The organism is Rhodocyclaceae bacterium, from assembly GCA_020248265.1.
In the GTDB taxonomy this organism is placed as follows: Bacteria; Pseudomonadota; Gammaproteobacteria; order Burkholderiales; family CAIKXV01; genus CAIKXV01.
The window spans coordinates 1-17,322 of record JADCHX010000015.1 but is presented as its reverse complement, the minus strand read 5'-3'; the positions used below and the strand labels follow the sequence as shown (position 1 = coordinate 17,322).

The 17,322-nt window shown below is 68.3% G+C and carries 15 protein-coding genes and 1 tRNA gene; 11 read left to right on the top strand and 5 right to left on the bottom strand.

Annotation, left to right across the window (positions count from 1 at the left end):
* Positions 1-24: 24 nt before the first annotated feature.
* The 6 genes from ING98_14730 (at position 25) to ING98_14705 (ending at position 6,185) form a co-directional block, all read left to right on the top strand.
* A complete protein-coding gene (locus ING98_14730) occupies positions 25-894 on the top strand; it encodes a LysR family transcriptional regulator (GenBank protein MCA3103118.1) in 870 nt (289 codons plus the stop codon).
* A 156-nt stretch (positions 895-1,050) separates the two neighbouring features.
* The gene (locus ING98_14725) at positions 1,051-2,046 is read left to right on the top strand and encodes a hypothetical protein (protein MCA3103117.1); all 996 of its coding nucleotides are present in this window, start codon (positions 1,051-1,053) and stop codon (positions 2,044-2,046) included.
* Positions 2,046-2,549: an MOSC domain-containing protein gene (locus ING98_14720; GenBank protein ID MCA3103116.1), complete on the top strand. Its 504-nt coding sequence runs from the start codon at positions 2,046-2,048 to the stop codon at positions 2,547-2,549. Before ING98_14725 ends, ING98_14720 begins: the two co-directional genes overlap by 1 nt.
* Positions 2,550-2,564: 15 nt before the next feature.
* Entirely contained in the window at positions 2,565-3,524 is a 960-nt protein-coding gene (locus tag ING98_14715) for an oxidoreductase (GenBank protein MCA3103115.1), read from the top strand.
* An 82-nt stretch (positions 3,525-3,606) separates the two neighbouring features.
* Positions 3,607-5,517: a CBS domain-containing protein gene (locus ING98_14710; GenBank protein ID MCA3103114.1), complete on the top strand. Its 1,911-nt coding sequence runs from the start codon at positions 3,607-3,609 to the stop codon at positions 5,515-5,517.
* 8 nt (positions 5,518-5,525) lie between these two features.
* Complete coding sequence (locus tag ING98_14705) at positions 5,526-6,185, top strand: 3'-5' exonuclease (protein ID MCA3103113.1); 660 nt, start codon at positions 5,526-5,528, stop codon at positions 6,183-6,185.
* Positions 6,186-6,208: 23 nt separating this feature from the next.
* On the opposite strand, the gene ING98_14700 is transcribed toward ING98_14705, so the two are convergent.
* Entirely contained in the window at positions 6,209-7,201 is a 993-nt protein-coding gene (locus ING98_14700) for an amidohydrolase (GenBank protein MCA3103112.1), read from the bottom strand.
* An 86-nt stretch (positions 7,202-7,287) separates the two neighbouring features.
* Between ING98_14700 and ING98_14695 the strand changes: the two genes are divergently transcribed.
* The 4 genes from ING98_14695 to ING98_14680 all read left to right on the top strand — a co-directional run bounded on the left by ING98_14695 (position 7,288) and on the right by ING98_14680 (position 11,480).
* Positions 7,288-7,380 (top strand) — tRNA-Ser (locus ING98_14695).
* 357 nt (positions 7,381-7,737) lie between these two features.
* Positions 7,738-8,799: a TRAP transporter substrate-binding protein gene (locus ING98_14690; protein ID MCA3103111.1), complete on the top strand. Its 1,062-nt coding sequence runs from the start codon at positions 7,738-7,740 to the stop codon at positions 8,797-8,799.
* A gap of 84 nt (positions 8,800-8,883) precedes the next feature.
* Complete coding sequence (locus tag ING98_14685; protein ID MCA3103110.1) at positions 8,884-9,486, top strand: TRAP transporter small permease subunit; 603 nt, start codon at positions 8,884-8,886, stop codon at positions 9,484-9,486.
* Positions 9,483-11,480 (top strand): TRAP transporter large permease subunit, encoded by a 1,998-nt coding sequence (locus ING98_14680; protein MCA3103109.1) that lies wholly within the window; start codon positions 9,483-9,485, stop codon positions 11,478-11,480. Before ING98_14685 ends, ING98_14680 begins: the two co-directional genes overlap by 4 nt.
* Before the next feature lie 39 nt (positions 11,481-11,519).
* On the opposite strand, the gene ING98_14675 is transcribed toward ING98_14680, so the two are convergent.
* Positions 11,520-12,884 (bottom strand): amidase, encoded by a 1,365-nt coding sequence (locus tag ING98_14675; protein MCA3103108.1) that lies wholly within the window; start codon positions 12,882-12,884, stop codon positions 11,520-11,522.
* Between the two features lie 346 nt (positions 12,885-13,230).
* On the opposite strand from ING98_14675, the gene ING98_14670 reads away from it, so the two are divergent.
* Complete coding sequence (locus tag ING98_14670; protein ID MCA3103107.1) at positions 13,231-14,511, top strand: MFS transporter; 1,281 nt, start codon at positions 13,231-13,233, stop codon at positions 14,509-14,511.
* A 37-nt stretch (positions 14,512-14,548) separates the two neighbouring features.
* Here the strand turns inward: ING98_14670 and ING98_14665 are convergent, their stop codons facing one another.
* The 3 genes from ING98_14665 to ING98_14655 form a co-directional block, all read right to left on the bottom strand.
* A complete protein-coding gene (locus tag ING98_14665) occupies positions 14,549-15,478 on the bottom strand; it encodes an NAD-dependent epimerase/dehydratase family protein (protein ID MCA3103106.1) in 930 nt (309 codons plus the stop codon).
* A gap of 28 nt (positions 15,479-15,506) precedes the next feature.
* Positions 15,507-16,310, bottom strand: coding sequence for an ion transporter (locus ING98_14660; protein ID MCA3103105.1), 804 nt, complete (start codon positions 16,308-16,310; stop codon positions 15,507-15,509).
* Positions 16,311-16,550: 240 nt separating this feature from the next.
* Positions 16,551-17,322: AAA family ATPase (locus ING98_14655; protein MCA3103104.1), on the bottom strand; the 772-nt coding region annotated here is incomplete at its 5' end.

The following is a 17,322-nucleotide window of genomic DNA, read 5'->3' as shown; positions in this document are numbered from 1 at the left end:
GCTCGGGCGCTGCGCTACTTCGACATGATCCGCCGCTGCGGTTCGATCCGCGAGGCGGCGCGCCGGCTGCATGTATCGTCTTCGGCCGTCAACCGGCAGCTGTTGCAACTGGAAGCCGAAATAGGCATGCCGCTGTTCGAGCGCCTGCAGGCAGGCCTTCGGCTCAGCGCGGCCGGAGAGGCGCTTTCGCGGCACGTGATCACCGTTCTGCAGGATGCCCAGCGCCTGAGCGCCGACCTCGATGCCCTCGAAGGCGTGCGCCGCGGCGCGGTGGAGGTGGTCTGCGTCGAGGCATTGACCGCGGACTTCCTGCCCGGGGTGATCGAGACCATGGCGGCGCGCTACCCCGGCGTGCGCATCGGGGTTCGCATCGCCGGCTCGGCGGCCGCTGCAGCGATGGTAGTGTCGGGAGAGGCCGACGTGGCACTGGGCTTCGTGCTGCGCCGTTCGGCAGAGCTGCGCCAGGTGGCGGTGGGCCGCTTCGCGCTGGGCGCGCTCGTACACCCCTCGCATCCGCTGGTGGCCGACTCGACCGTTGCCTTTGCCGACTGCACCCGCCATCCGCTGGTGATGCCGGGGCCGGCGCTGTCGCTGCACTGGGAACTCGCGCCGCTGGTGGCTGCCTGCAAGCGACCGCTGCAGGTGGTGGTGAACACCGAGTCGCTCGAGCTGATGAAGGAACTCGCGCGGCGCGGGGTGGGCGTGGCCTTCGTGAACGGCTTCGGCATCGAGCGGGAACTGCGTGCGGGACAGTTGCGCCACCTGCCGCTACGCGGGGCGCCGCCGTCGGACCTCGGTACCTACGTGCGCGCTGGGCGGGTGCTGCCGCCGGCGGTGGACGCGTTCGCGCAGGTGGTGGCCGCCGCGCTCGAAGCGCGCGCGGCGTCGGCCTGAAGCAGGTCAGCCTGGACCGTCCAGCGCCGGGCGAGGCGGCGCGGGGAAGTGACCTGCTGCCGAAACGGTATCGCCCCGTCCCGGAAACGGTGCTACCCGTCACGGCGGGGCGTTCCTACACTGCAATCACTCGCCCTGCCCCTGGAGATCGCCCGCATGCACCGACGCTGCCTCGTCATTGGCCTCCCGTTTGCGTTCGCGTTCGCCGCGGTCGCCCCCAGCGTCGCACTCGCGCAGCCGCTAACCGGCCCGGGCGGCTTCCCGGCGAAGTCCGTCCGCGTGGTGGTGCCGGCAGCCTCCGGCAGCCTCACCGACCCGGTGGCGCGGATCGTGAGCGAGGAGCTCGGCCGGCGCACCGGGCAGTCCTGGGTAATCGAAAACCGGCCCGGTGCCGGTGGCATGATCGGATCGGAAGCGGTCGCGCGCGCGGTGCCCGACGGCTATACGCTGCTGTTCTCGGCAAACAACCTGGTGATCACTCCCAGCCTGTTCAGCAAGGTGCCCTACCGGGTGCTGGAGGACTTCACCCCGATCGCGCTGGTCGGCCGCGGCGACAACCTGCTGGTGGCCTCGGGTGCGGCCGGCATCAAGTCGGTCAAGGACCTGGTCACCCGCGCCAGGGCCTCGGCCAACCCTATCGACTACACCTCGCCGCTGATCGGCTCGGCGGCGCACCTGACCGTTGAGTTGTTCCGCACCAGCGCGAAGATCCCGCTGAACCATGTCGCCTACAAGGATTCCACCCAGGGCACCTCGGACACGCTGAGCGGCCGCATCCCGGTGAACATCATGGGTATCTCGACAGCGCTGCCGCACATCCGCGCGGGCCGTCTGGTGCCGCTCGCCTGGACCGGCGCGAAGCGCCACCCCGACATCCCGGACACACCCACCTTCGTCGAGGCCGGCTATCCGGCGGTGCACCTCGGCCTCTGGTTTGGCTACTTCGGGCCAGCGAAGCTGCCCGCGCCGCAGGTCGGGTTCCTCGACCAGCAGGTGGCGGCGGCTATGAAGTCACCGGCGGTGGTCGAGAAGCTCGCCGGCATGAGCATCGATCCGGACAGCGGCGGCGCGAAGCTGCTGGGCGAGATGATGGCGCGCGAGTACCCGATCTACGCGAAGGTGGTGGCCGAAGCTGGCATCAAGCTCGACTGATGCCAGGCGACGACGGCACGCCGCACTGGCGCGGCACGCTGCTGCACATCCACGTCGCGCAAGCGGCCTCCTACGAGATGGAGCCGCTCGACGAGGCCACGCTGATCGCCGGGCGTGGCATCGAGGGCGACCGCTACTGCCTGGGCACCGGCACCTACTCGAAGCTGCCAGCGGTGCGCGACGTGACGCTGATCGAGATCGAGGTGCTGGAGGCGCTCGCTCGCAACGACCCGCCGCTGCAGGACGCTCCACTGCTCATAGACCCCGGGCAGCACCGCCGCAACCTCACGGTGCGCGGCGTGCCGCTTGCGCACCTGGTCGGGGTGCGCTTCCGCATCGGCGAGGCGGTGCTGCGCGGCGCGCGCCTGAGTTTTCCCTGCCGCTACCTTGAGCAACTGCTCGGCCGCCCGGTCTACCAACCGCTGTACAACCGCTCCGGCATCAACTGCGCGATCGAGCAGGGTGGACGCATCCGCGTCGGCGACCGGATCGAGCCGCTCTGAACCGACGCGCGCCGCATGACCCCACGCCTGATCATGAAGCTCGAGGTGTCCGCAGTGGCGGACGCCGCCCCCGGCGTGCGCGTACTGACCTTCCGACACCGCCTGCGGCCGACACTGCCGAAACCCGAGCCCGGCGCCCATGTCGACCTGCACCTGCCCGACGGACGGGTACGCCAGTATTCGCTGTGTGGCGATCCCGCCGACGCGACCCGCTACACGATCGCGGTGAAGCTCGAACCCGAGGGCCGTGGCGGCTCGCGCTGGGTGCATCAGCAACTGCAGCCCGGCGCCGTGGTTCCGGTCAGCGCACCGCGCAACAACTTCCGGCTGGCCGAGGGGGCACGCCAGCACGTGCTGGTCGCCGGCGGCATCGGCATCACGCCGATCGCGGCGATGGCCCGGCACCTTGCGCGCTGCGGCGAAGCCTTCGAGCTGCACTACTGCGTGCGCGATGAGGCCAGCGCACCGCTGCTGCCCGAACTGCGGGCTGCCTGCGGCACCCGGCTGCACCTGTGGCGCTCGGGCGGCGATGTGCCCTCCCGCTTCGACCCGCACAGGCTCTCGCCCCTGCCGCAACCCGGCACGCACCTGTACTGCTGCGGCCCGCACAGGCTGGTGGATGCGGTGCTCGCCGCAAGCGCGGGCTGGCCGGCCGGCAGCGTGCATGTCGAGCACTTCGCCCCGCTGTACGACGCCGGCTTCGTGCCCGAGGCGTTCCAGCTCGGCATCGCCTCCACCGGTGCCACGCTCGAGGTGCCCGCCGGGCGCAGCGCGCTCGACGTGCTGCGCGAGCACGGGTTCATGCACCCGTCGTCCTGCGGGATCGGCGTCTGCGGTGCCTGCGAGTGCGGCTATCGGGTGGCGGACGGCAGCACAGTGATCCACCGCGACGTCGCGATCGACGACACGGCACGCGTGCACCGCATGACGCCGTGTGTGTCGCGCGCCCGCGGACGGGTGTTGCTGGACCTCTGACGGACCGGCCTGCCTCTGCAAGCCCGGCTGCAGCCGCCGGCGGATTGTGCCAAGGTATGACATCCATCCGTCGAGCACTGCCATGTCCATCGCATCCGACGCTACCCCCGCCTTTGCCGTCGCCGCTTTCCTGCGCCTCCATCCCCCGTTCGACCGGATGCAGGCCACCCACGTCGCCCGCCTCGCCGCGGCTGCCCGCATCCGCTATTGCCCGCCCGGCGAGACCCTGCTCTCCCCGGACGACGGCCCGCCCTCGCACGTGATGGTCGTGCAGCGCGGCCGGGTCGAGCGGCAGGTGCCCTCCGCCTGGGTGAACCCGGGCGATGCGGACGAGTCGCTGCAGGCCGGTGAGCTGTTCCCGGTCACCGCGGTGCTCGACCGCCGCCCGGTCGCATGCACCTACCGCGCGATAGGCGATGTGTTCTGCCACGAGATCGATGGCGACACGTTCCGCACCGTGGTGGCGGAGAGCCCGTCGCTGCAGGCCTTTTGCTCGCAACGGCTGCGCACGATGCTGGAGCAGTCGCGCGCGGCGCTGCAGGCACGCTACAGCGAGGCCTCCAGCAGCGAGCAGTCGATGACCACGCCGCTGTCACATCTGCTCGGCCGCGCGCCGCTCGGCTGCACGCCCGACACGCCGGTCGCCACCGTGCTCGACACGATGCGTCGCGAGCGCATCGGCTGCATGGTGGTGGTGGACCAGGACGCGCATCCGGTCGGCATCTTCACCGAGCGCGACGTGGTCGACCGTGCGGCATCCGATCGCCTCGACCGCGCGGCGCCGATCTCGGCGCTGATGACCCACGGCGTGCACGCACTGCCGCACGATGCCACGGTCGGCGATGCCGTTCTGTGCATGGTGCGCCATTCGGTGCGCCATGCAGTCGTCGTGCGCGACGGGCGCTTCGCCGGCGTGGTGTCGCAACGCGACGTGTTCGCGCTGCAGCGGCTGTCGTTCTTCCGCGTCGCACAGCGCATCGACGGCGCAGGCGATATCGATGCGCTGGCCGCCGCCACCGGCGACATCCGCATGCTTGCGCGCAACCTTCTGGCGCAGGGCGTCGCCGCTGAACCGCTGACCCGCTTCGTGTCGGAGCTGAACGATCGTGTCGTGCTGCGGGTACTGGCACTGATCTCGGCCGCGCATGCCATCGACGACATCTCGTTCGCCTGGATCGCGCTCGGCAGCGAAGGCCGACGCGAGCAGACGATCGCCACCGACCAGGACAACGGCATCGCATTCGTGCCGCCCGAGGGCATAACGGACTTCGAGCCACTGCGAACGCGGCTCATCACGTTCGCACAGGCTGCGAACACAGCGCTCGACCGCTGCGGCTTCCCGCTGTGCCGCGGCGGGATCATGGCCGGCAATCCGCGCTGGTGCCTGTCGGTCGATGAATGGCGTGCGCTGTTCGACGACTGGCTGCGCAACCCGGTGCCGCAGGCGCTGCTGTCGGCCAGCATCTTCTTCGACCTGCGGCCGATCGGTACCGCGCCGCCCCCGGTCATCGCGCTGCGCGACGGGCTCGTTGAGGCCGCGCCCGCGCGCAAGGCCTTCCTGCAGGCGATGGCGCGTAACGCACTGGAGACCCGTCCCCCTCTGGGCTGGTTCGGCGGCCTCACTGGCAGCGGCCGCGGCGAGCGGCCGGACGCAATCGACCTAAAGCTGCATGGCGCGCGCATCTTCGTCGACGCGGCACGCATCCTTGCGCTCGCCCACGGCATCGCCGACACCGGCACCGCCGCCCGCCTGCACGCGCTGGGCGAGCGTGGCGTGCTGCCGGGAGACGAGGCCGAAGCCGCGATCGATGCCTTCCACATCCTGCAGCAGTTGCGCCTGCGGCTGCAGTTCGGCGACCCGGCCGGCGTGGCTGGCAACCCGAACGCGGTACTGCCGGACGCGCTGAACACGTTCGACCGCCGCGTGCTGAAGGAGGCGCTGGTCCAGGCGCGCCAGCTGCAGCAGCGGCTGGCGGCCGACTACCAGATCTGAGTGGCGCGATGCGCTGGCTCGACCGCCTCCTTCGCCGCACGCCGCCCGCCGGCGCCGGCACGCCGGCACGCTATGCAGTAATTGACACCGAGACCTCGGGACTGGACGTCGCCCGCGACCGGCTGCTCTCGATCGGCGCGGTCGGGGTGAGCGACGGCCGGGTCGAGACTGCGGACGCGTTCTATGCGGTGCTGCGCCAGCCGGAACCAACCGTCGGCGAGGACATCCTGATCCACCGCGTCGGTACCGGCGAGCAGGCCGACGGCGAGGATCCGGATACGGCACTGGACGCGTTCGAACGCTGGTGCGACGGCCGCTGGGCGGTCGGCTTCCATGCCGGCTTCGACCGCCGGATGATCGAGCGCACCTTGCGTGCGCATGGGCACGCAGCGCCGCCGCTGCGCGGATGGATCGACCTCGCGGTCATGGCGCCCCTGCTGCTGCCCTCGCGGCAGTCTTCCGGCGGCAAGACGCCGGTGTCGCTAGACGACTGGCTGGCAAGCTTCGGTATCGACGACTGCGAGCGCCACCATGCGCTGGGCGACGCCCAGGCCACCGCCCAGTTGCTGCTGCCCGTGCTGCATGCCGCGCAGGCGCGCGGACTGGCGGATCCGGCGGCGCTGTGCGCAGAGAGCGAAGCCGCGCTGAAGCTCAGGTCGATGCGCTGAGCGGTGCCCACCGCGAGGCGCTCTCAGGCCCTTCCCAGGAAGCGCAGCGCATTGTCCCGGAAGAACCCCTGCAGCGTGCTCGCGTCCACCTGCGTGCCGCTCAGCGTCTTCACCGGATCCGGATCGCCGAGCGTGAACGGATAGTCGCTGCCGGCCACCACCTGGGTCGGGCCGAAGCGCGCGGCGACCAGTTCGATCAATCCGGTGTCGAACATGATGCTGTCGTACCAGAAACGCCTTGCGTACTCGAGCGGGTCGCGCGGCAGGGACTCTCGGGCCGGCTTGTTCAGGTGCCAGGCGCGCGACAGGCGCGGCACCATCCCGACGAAGGCGCCACCGCCATGGCTGAAGCACAGGCGCAGGCCGGGATGCCGCTCCGCGATGCCCCCGGTCACCATCGAGGCCGCGGCCAGCGCGACATCCGCCGGGAAGCACACTGCCTGCTCCGAGAAGCTGCCGACGATCCGATCCTTGCCGGCCGGCCGCAGCGCGTGCACGAACACGCAGGCACCCTTCGCCTCGACCGCCGCGAAGAACGGCTCGAAGCGCGCATCGCCGATCGACACGCCGTTCACGTGGCTGGCGATCTCGACGCCCGGAAAACCCAGCGTATCGACGAGGTGGTCGAGTTCTGCCAGCGCGAGGTCGAGGTCCTGCAGCGGCACGCAGCCGAGACCGGCGAAGCGCGCCGGATGGCGCGACACCATGCCGGCGATCTCTTCGTTCAGGTAACGGCACAGCACCTGCGCGTCTTCTGCGGGCAGCCAGTAGGACAGCAGTTCCGGCATCGGCGAGAGGCATTGCAGCTGTACGCCGGTACGGTCCATGTCCGCCAGCCGGTCTTCCAGGGTGAAGGTGCTCTGGTGGACCGTGCGATAGACCTTGCCGCGGATCATCACGTGGCAGTGGCACGCATGGGCAGGTGCCATCGACGGCCACGGCACGTCCAGGTTGCGTCCGATGTAGGCCGGGAACTTCTCCGGGACGATATGGGTGTGCACATCGATCGCGTTCATGCCGGCGATGTTAGCAAGGACGGGCCTGGCTGGCGTATCATCCCCGGTCGCGGCAGGTTCCGGCCGTGTGCTGTACGACAGACAGCGGAGAGATGGCCGAGTGGTTGAAGGCGCTCGCCTGGAAAGCGGGTATACGGTCAAAAGCCGTATCGAGGGTTCGAATCCCTCTCTCTCCGCCAGGAACATTCCTTCCAACCCGCTCAGTCGGGTTGCAAGGCGCCCGGAGCCCCGCACCAAGCGGGGCTTTTTGCCATGGGCTCCTGGCTGACCCCCACGGCAACTGTCGCCAGGCGCGACTGCATGACGACGGCATCGTCACGCCCGACGCTGCTTGCGCGCGCCGCCAACGGCCGATAGAGTGCTGATGTTTCAGAGTTGTTGCCAAATAATTGCGCGCCGCCCAATGGCGCCGGTCCATTCACAACTGGAGGAGAACCACCGTGGGAGAACACGCAGTCTCGACGAAGTCCAATCCGCCCCGGCGCAAGTTTCTGGCAGGTGCGGCACTGGGGACAAGCGTAGCCGCCGGCTTTCCCATGATCGCCAGGGCGCAGCAGCCGATCACCCTGCGCTGGCAGAGCACGTGGCCGGCGAAGGATATCTTCCACGAGTACGCGCTCGACTACGCGAAGAAGGTCAACGAAATGTCGGGCGGCCGGCTCAGGATCGACGTGCTGCCGGCAGGTGCCGTCGTCAGGGCGTTCGATCTCATCGATGCGGTCGCCAAGGGCACGCTTGACGGTGGTCACGGGGTCTCTGCCTACTGGTACGGCAAAAACAGTGCCTTTTCCCTGTTCGGCACCGGCCCCGCGGTCGGCATGGATGCCAACAACTTCCTCGCCTGGATGGCGTACGGCGGTGGCCAGGCCCTGTACGACGAACTGGTGCAGAACGTGCTCAACCTCGACGTGGTCGGGTTCGTGTACGGACCGATGCCTACCCAGCCGCTGGGCTGGTTCAAGAAGCCGGTGCAGAATGCCGGCCAGCTCAAGGGGCTCAAGTACCGCACAGTCGGCCTCTCTATCGACGTCTTCAAGGCGATGGGCGCTTCGGTGAATGCGCTGCCGGGCGGCGAAATCGTGCCGGCGATGGATCGTGGTCTGCTCGACGCTGCCGAGTTCAACAATGCCAGTTCGGACCGCTTGCTGGGATTCCCGGACGTGTCCAAGGTCTGCATGCTGCAGAGCTACCACCAGCCGGCCGAGGCCTTCGAGATCCTGTTCAACCGCAAGCGGTACGACGCGCTGCCCACCGACATGAAGTCGATCCTGAAGATCGCGGCAGAGGCGGCCAGCGCGGACATGTCGTGGAAGGCGATCCACCGCTATTCACAGGACTACATCGAGATGCGCGAGAAGCAGGGCGTGCGCTTCTTCAAGACGCCGGACGACATCCTGCGCGCGCAGATGCGGGCCTGGACGACGGTCGTCGACGAGAAACGCAAAGAGAATCCCTTCTTCGCGAAGGTGCTCGATTCGCAGATGGCTTGGGCGCGCCGCACGGTGACCTGGTCGATGGACACGCTGGTCGATCCGCGCATCGCGTACAACCACTGGTTCGGCCCGAAACCTGCACCCGCAGCGCCGGCCAAGTCGTAAACGCACGCCGCGCAGCATTGACGTTGCCCTAGACAATCACCCTCCGCCGCAACGGAGGGTGATTTCTTTTTGGAAGGATGCACCATGCAGGGGTGGCTGTTGGCGGTCGACCGGATCAGCGCGTTCTTCGGCAAGGCTTTCGCCTGGCTGATCGTCGGCTTGACGCTGCTGATCAGCTTCGAGGTGTTCTGTCGCTATGTCCTGAACTCGCCGAACGACTGGGTCTGGGACACGACTTACATCCTGTACGGCATCCTGTTCATGATGGCGGGGGCCTACACGCTTTCCCGCAACGGACACGTCCGTGGTGACGTGCTGTACGGATTCTTTCCGGTGCGTGTGCAGGCCGGGCTCGATCTCCTGCTCTACTTCGTCTTCTTCTTCCCTGGCGTGGTGGCGCTGGTCTGGGCTGGCACCACGTTCGCGGAAACGAGTTGGGCGATCCGCGAACATTCGTCGGTGACGGCCTCGGGGCCTCCCGTGTACCACTTCAAGACCTTCATTCCCGTCGCGGGCGCGCTGCTCCTGCTGCAGGGCATCGCCGAAGTGGTGCGCTGCGTGATCGCACTGAGCGACGGTGCCTGGCCGGCGCGCCTGCACGACGTCGAGGAAGTGGATGTGGATAAACTGAAGAAGATGGTCGGCGTGGATGTTCCCGCCGTGCCCGCGCACGGGAGCGTGCGATGACAGGCATGAAATTCGGGTTGACGCTGATGGCCATCATCGTGATGGCTTGCGCGGTACTGTTCCCCTCGCCCGGCGACATGACGAACGGCCACCTCGGCCTGCTGATGCTCGCGCTGATCGTCGTGGCGATCATGCTCGGGTTTCCCACGGCGTTCACGCTGATGGGCATGGGCATGTTCTTCGGCTGGCTGGCCTTCGATTTCGATACCGCCAAGGTACTCGACCTCATGGTGCAGCGGGCCTACTGGGTGATGACCAACGATGTACTCATCGCCATCCCGCTGTTCGTGTTCATGGGGTACGTCGTCGAGCGGGCCAACATCATCGACATGCTGTTCCGCAGCCTGCACCTGTCCCTGTCGCGGCTGCCCGCATCGCTGGCCGTGGCTACCCTCATCACCTGCGCCGTCTTTGCGACGGCGACGGGGATCGTGGGTGCCGTCGTCACGCTGATGGGGCTGCTGGCCTTCCCGGCGATGCTGCGCCACGGCTATGACGTGCGCCTGGCCGCAGGGGCCATCACCGCGGGCGGCTGTCTCGGCATCCTGATCCCGCCGTCCATCATGCTGATCGTCTACGGTGCGACCGCCGGCGTATCGGTGGTCAAGCTCTATGCGGGCGCCTTCCTGCCGGGATTGATGCTGGCAACACTCTACATCGGCTACGTGATGCTGGTGGGCTGGTGGAAGCCGCATCTCGCGCCACGCCTGTCCGAGGAAGACCAGCGCATCCCGGCGCCGCCCTGGGCCGAGGCTGCAGTGGCGACCTATGGTCGCGGCCTCCTGGGTTCGATCTGGGCGGCGTTGCTCGCGCCACGCCGCTTCCAGGCGGCCAGGGCGGCGGCCGGTGTGGCCCCGGAGCGCCGGGAGGTAGCGGTGAAGGCGCTGGTCAGCGCGGCACCGGCTCTCGCGGTACTGAGTATGGTGGTCGTGATCCTGGCCTATTACGACGCGAGATCGCGTGCCGATGCGCCGCTGGAAGGGGCAGCGCCGATTGAAATGGGAATCTCGTCCAGCCCGGGTGCCGGCACCCAGCTCTCAGTCACCGGCCTGGCCGAGCCGCCGCCGAGCGAAACGCCCGAGCCCTCCGCGACCGGCCTTTCCGAACCGCCACCCGCAGCCTCGACGGAGCAACTTCAGCCGCTGGGCAACGTGGCGGAACCGGCGTCGCCCCAGGAGCGCCCGCTGTCGGCGCAAGCGCCCCCGCCGGATGCCGCGGCCACCGACAGTCCCCAGGGGTTCGACTGGGGCAAGCTCCTGATCGGGTTCACCGTGATCCTCGGCGGGGTGTCGGCATGGTTCTACTGGCGCACCGATTACAAGCGCCTCCATGTGCTGCAACTGCTGCTGAAATCATTCTTCCCGCTGACGATGCTGATCCTTATGGTGCTCGGGTCGATCGTGTTCGGCCTGGCGACACCAACCGAAGCCGCGGCGATCGGTTCGCTCGGCGGCGTCGTGCTCGCCCTGCTCTACCGGCAACTCACCTGGCCGAGGCTGAAGGAGTCGGTGTTCCTGACCGCGCGTACGACTGCCATGGTCTGCTGGTTGTTCGTCGGCTCCAGCATCTTCTCGGCCTCCTTCGCGCTGCTCGGCGGCCAGGCGCTCATCGAGCAGTGGGTGCTGTCGATGGACCTGTCGCCCATCCAGTTCATGCTGCTCGCCCAGGCGATCATCTTCCTGCTCGGCTGGCCGCTGGAGTGGACCGAGATCATCGTGATCTTCATGCCCATCTTCATTCCACTGCTGAGCCACTTCAACATCGACCCGCTGTTCTTCGGGCTGCTGGTGGCGCTGAATCTGCAGACTGCGTTCCTGTCGCCACCTGTTGCGATGGCAGCCTTCTACCTGAAGGGCGTGTCACCACCGCACGTGACGCTGAACCAGATCTTCGCCGGAATGATGCCGTTCATGGTGATCCAGATCATCGCCCTGGCCCTGCTCTACATGTTCCCGCAGATCGGCCTGTGGCTGCCTAACGAGCTGTACAAGTAGCGCGGGAGCAACCCCGCGCACCGGCGACGCGGCCCAGTATCACGGCGCGTCGTCGGTGGCAGCGTCGGCGTCGACGCCAGCCTGCAGGCTTTCGACGAGCCATCGGGCCGTGCGCAGCAGGCGCGCATCGTCGCCACGCTTGCCGACGAGCTGTACGCCCATCGGCAGGCCGTCCTCCGAGCGCATCAGCGGCAGGCTCAGGGCCGGCATGCCGCACAGGGTCCACAAGGTGCAGAACGCGGGGTCGCCCGTGTCGGCCAGGTTCGCCGGCGCGGGCCCCGCGGCAGCGGGCGTGACGATCGCATCGTAGCGATCGAAGAGGTCGTCGAACACCTCGTGCAGTATCGCGCTGCGGTCGCGCGCCTGGATGTAATCGACCGCAGTGACGCCCTGCCCGCGCTCGATCTGTGCGCGCAGGGCTGCGGACAACCGGTCGCGCCCCAGCTCGTATTCGAGGGCGAAGCTGGCGGCGATGTCTGCTTCCATGATCGTCCTGTGCCATTGCCAGGCCTGGCGCATCGGCTCGCCGAGGTCCTGCACGCCGACGCAGGGTCCCAGCATCTCGACCAGTTCCTCGAAGGCCAGCGTGGTCCCGGCCTCGGCCCGCTCCCACATCGGCGTACGCACGAAGGCCAGCCGCGGCCTCAACGGGGGCGACTGATCGAGGATGGCGCGAAACGCGGGCGACGCGACTGGATGGGTCGCCGGGTCGCCGGCGTCGAACCCGGCGAGGGCCTCCATGCACAACGCGATGTCTTCGAGGTGGCGGGCAAAGACGCTGACGGTGTCGAGCGCGGGCGAGCGCTTCAGGATGCCGGTACGCGGCACCAGTCCGAAGCTGGGCTTGAAGCCGTAGACACCGCAGAACGCCGCCGCCCGGATCGCCGATCCGTTGCTCTGCGTCCCGATCGCGACAGGCACCATGCCGGCGGCCACGGCAGCGGCCGAGCCGCTCGAGGAGCCGCCGGGTGTACGCGCGAGATCGTGCGGGTTGCGTGTCTTGCCGGGCGCGAGTGAAGCGAGTTCGGTCGTGACCGTCTTGCCCGCGATCAGCGCGCCACTGCGACGAAGCATCGCCACGACCGCAGCGTCGCCATCGGACCGCCGTCCGGCATGCAGCACCGTGCCGTTTTCCGTGGGCAGGTCGACGGTGTCGATGATGTCCTTGATGCCGACGGGCACGCCGTGGAGTGGGCCCAGGCTGCGTCCGCTGCGCCGTTCCTCGTCGGCCCGTCGCGCCTGGTCGAGTGCATGGTCGCGATCGATGAACGCCCAGGCGCCGACGTCGCCCTCGCGCGATTCGATCTGGGCGAGACAGGCCTTCATCAGATCCTCCGCGGCCAGCTCACCCTCCCGGATCGCCTTCGCTGCGTCGGTCGCACGTATCCATTGCAGGCCATCCATCGTCTTCGCTTCCTCATCCGGTTGGAACATCATCAACAATCGCTATACCAGAAAAACCGGGCCTGCCTGCGGATCCCTGTCAAGCACGCCTGCCAGGCACGGCGCGGCCAGGCGCGACAGGACACCGCCAGTTGCATCGTGACGTTCTACAATCCGCCAGGAAGCCGCCGCGCGCGGGCTGGCCAGATCGGTACGACAGCGCGTCGCCAGGCAGGCAGGCAGGCAGGTTCAGCGCGCGACGGCAGCATGGGAGCCATTCCTTGGTATCGGAAGAAGGCCGGCAAGCTCAGTTGTTCGATCACCGTCAAGCCCTCGCGCCGGTGCGCCTGGCCTGCGCGTGGTGCCGGTGAGCCCCGCCGCAACTGCGCACCAGCGGTCGCTGGCACGACTGGTCGCGCTGGTCTGCGCCGCACAGGTGCTGGTGCAGATCGGTGCATTCTTCTGGCCGGCGCTGCTGCCCGGCATGATGCAGCGCTGGTCGCTCACCAACAGCGAAGCCGGCTGGATCACCGCAGCGTTCTACGGTGCCTACATGCTCTCGGTGCCGGTGCTGGTGACTCTCACCGATCGCGTTGATCCGAAGCGCGTGTACCTGTTCGGCGTAGGCTGCACCGTCGCCGGGCACCTGCTGTTCGGGCTTTTCGCCGACGACTTCTGGTCCGCGCTCGCGCTGCGTGCGCTGACCGGCATAGGCTGGGCTGGCACCTACATGACAGGGCTGAAGCTGCTCGCCGACCGGGTCGATCGCCAGCTGATGTCGCGTGCGGTCACCGGGCATGCGGCATCGATCGGCGTATCGGGCGCCGCCTCGTTTGCCTGTGCCGACCTGCTGGACGGGCTGTTCGGATGGCGCGCCGCCTTCGGCATCGTCGCCGCCACGGCCGCGCTCGCATGGCTGCTGGTGGCCTGGCGGGTACCGGCGCAGGCAGCGCACGCGGCGCGACCGAAGCCCGCGGACGGCGGCTCGCTGTACGACTTCCGGCCCGTGCTGGCGAACCGCTCGGCGATGGCCTATGCGCTCGCCTACTGCGTGCATACGCTCGAGATGAACGCGATCCGCGGCTGGGGCGTGGCCTTCCTCGGCTACGTCGGGCTGACCAGCGGCGGCGCGCCTGCCGCGCTGGCACCGACCACCGTCCTGACACTGCTGGCGCTCGCCGGCACGATGGCGAGCGTCGCCGGCAACGAAGCGTCGATCCGGCTGGGCCGCCGTCGGCTGGTGACGCTGGCAATGGCCGCTTCGACCGTGCTGGCCGCCAGCATCGGCTGGCTCGGCAGCGCCAGCTATGGGCTCGCGGTGGGCCTGGTGTTCCTGTGGGGGTTGGTGGCCTGGCTCGATTCGTCCTCGCTCACCGCGGGTAGCGCCGGCACCGCGGATCCGGCACGGCGCGGCGCAACGCTGGCGGTGCATTCCATGCTCGGCTACGCCGGCGGCTTCGTCGGTCCCCTGCTGGTCGGCTTCATCCTCGACCTGTCCGGCGGCATGTCCGCTTCAGGCTGGAGCGCCGCGTTCGCTTCGATCGCGGTCCTCATGCTTGCTGCGCTCACGGCTTTCCGGATCATCCGACCGCGCGAACTGGAGGGAGATGCTGGCGCACCAGCCGCACGTCCGGCGCCCCCGGGATGACCTGACCCGGCAAGCGGGAGGCCGCAGCCGTCTCCCCTCAGACAGGTCGCTCGACTACTGGCTCGAACGACCTCGGCCGATAGCCAAAGTCGCGCTGCGCATCGCCATGGTCGAACACCATGTCCTTGGCCATCCGCCGTGCCATCTCGATGTTGAAGTCACGGTAGCGCGGGACGCACGACAGGCCCCAGAGCGCGAGGCCGACAGCGGCTACTGGCACCGGCAGCCAGCGCGGCGGACGGCCCACGGCCCGGAAGATCCTGAGCACCAGCTCGCGGTAGGACAGCACCTCGCTGCCGGACAGGTCGTAGGCGCGTCCTTCACTGCCCGTGCCGGCCAGCGCCGAGACACACGCCGCGGCAAGGTCGTCCGCGTGTACCGGCTGCCGCAGGCCTGCGCCTCCGCCTACCAGCGGGAAGACCCCGAAGCGCCGGATCGCCGCGGCGATCACCATCACGTTACGGTCGAGACCGGCCCCGTAGATCAGGGTCGGCCGGAACAGCGTCCAGCCGATACCGGCCGCCGCGCAGCTGCGCGCCAGCCCGGCCTCACCGGCTTCGAGGTCCGCGACGATGCGCTGCTCCCGCGGATGGGTCGAGCCAGCCTTCGTGAAACGGCTGGTCGAGCCGAATGCGATGACCCGGCGGAGGGCAGGCACACGAGCGGATTCGAGCAGCCTGGGCACCAGCTGCAGGGGACCCAGGTTTATCCAGTAGTCGCATCCGTCGACCCAGTTCGTATCGAGCGGGTGCTCCAGGTCGGCCTGTATCCATCGCGCCACGCCATGCCCCGTCCAGCGCTCGCCGAAAGAAGCCACCGCCTGAGTCTCCGGTCGGCGCGAGACCGCGATCACGCGGAAGCCGGCTGCCGCCAGGCGTGGCAGCAGAAAGAAACCGATCTGGCTCGCGGCACCTGTGACCACGACCGATCCCCGTGCCGGAAGCGCCGGCAGCGCGGGCGGATTCATGCCCGATCACCGGCGCGGCGCGGGCGCTTCACGGTTTCCTCGTAGACAGCGCGGCCTCGACGCGCGCCAGTGCCGCGCGCGCCGCGCGCAACTCGTCGAGCAATCGCGCGTCTCCGTCAGCTGCGGCCTCGCGACCCGCGTCGGCCGCCTCGATCGCCTTGCTCTCCTCCAGGCTGTTGATCACGACCGCCACGAACAGGTTGATCATCACGAACGTGCCGACGATCACGAACGAGATGAAGAAGAGCCACGCCCAGGGCGTCGCCTCCATCGCGGCATACATCACTTCGGCCCAGCCCTCCAGCGTCGCGACCTGGAACAGGGTGAGCAGCGCAGCTCCGAGGTTGCCCCATCGTTCCGGATCCGTTGCGTGGAACAGATGGTAGCCGGCCACTGCATAGATGTAGAACAGCAGCGCCACCAGCATCAGCACATGCCCCATGCCCGGCAGTGCATGGACCAGCGTGGCGACCACCAGCCGCAGCTTGGGCACCGCCGAAATCAGCCGCAGCACGCGCAGCAGCCGCACCATCCGCGCGACCATCGCGAGTTCGCCGGAGAAGGGCAGCAGGGACAACACCACGATGGTGAAGTCGAACAGGTTCCAGCCGTCGCCAAAGTAGCGGCGCCATGCAGGCGCGACGGCAGCGAGCTTCAAGCCGACCTCCGCGACGAATGCAGCGAGGATCAGGTGGTGCACCCATTCGATCATGCGGCCGGCGTGCGCCACGACGGTCGCCGAGGTCTCGAGGCCGACCAGTACTCCGTTGAGCACGATCAGCGCAATGATCAGGCGCTCGAAGCGCCGGTCGCCGACGATGCGGCGGGCCATAAGATTCATCGGGAGGAAAGCTTCCTTGTCGGGTCGGGCCTGAAGGCGCCATGCACCGCTCGACGACAGGCACCGCAACGGACATGCACCGCCTCGGAATATACCGGGTCCGGGCGAAGGTGAAAGCCGACACACGACTTTTGCAAGTGCCCCTGCTTGTCCCCCACAAGCCGGAAAGGGGGCCGTTCCGAACGTGATCCTGGTGGACGACGAAGCCCGAACATCCGCGCCCGCCTTCGATCACGCCTTCTCGAATACGAACATCCCGTTCCGGACATCGACCTTTACGGTGTCCTTCGCACCGAACCGGCCTTCGAGCAGTTCGCGCGCGAGCCGGTTCTCGATCTCGCCCTGGATCGCCCGCTTCAATGGTCGCGCGCCGAACACCGGATCGAAACCGGCCTTGGCGACCTCCGCCACCGCGGCATCGGTCACTTCCAGCGTCATCTCCATGGCGGCCAGGCGCCGCTCGAGCAGCTTGAGCTGGATGCGCGCGATGTTCGCGATGTTCGCCTCGTCGAGCGCGTGGAACACCACGATCTCGTCGATGCGATTGACGAACTCCGGCCGGAAATGCGTCTTCACCTCGGCCATCACTGCGACCTTCACGACACCGTAATCGCTGCCCGACATCTGCTGGATCATCTGCGAGCCGAGGTTCGACGTCATCACGATGACGGTGTTCTTGAAGTCCACCGTACGCCCCTGACCATCAGTCATGCGGCCGTCATCCAGCACCTGCAGCAGCACGTTGAACACGTCCGGATGGGCCTTCTCGACCTCGTCGAGCAGGATCACGCTGTACGGCTTGCGTCGCACCGCCTCGGTCAGGTGCCCGCCTTCCTCGTAGCCGACATAGCCCGGCGGCGCACCGATCAGCCGCGACACCGAGTGCTTTTCCATGAACTCGTACCTGTCGATGCGGATCAGGTGGTCCTCGGAGTCGAACAGGAACTCGGCCAGCGACTTGCACAGCTCGGTCTTGCCCACGCCGGTCGGGCCGAGGAAGAGG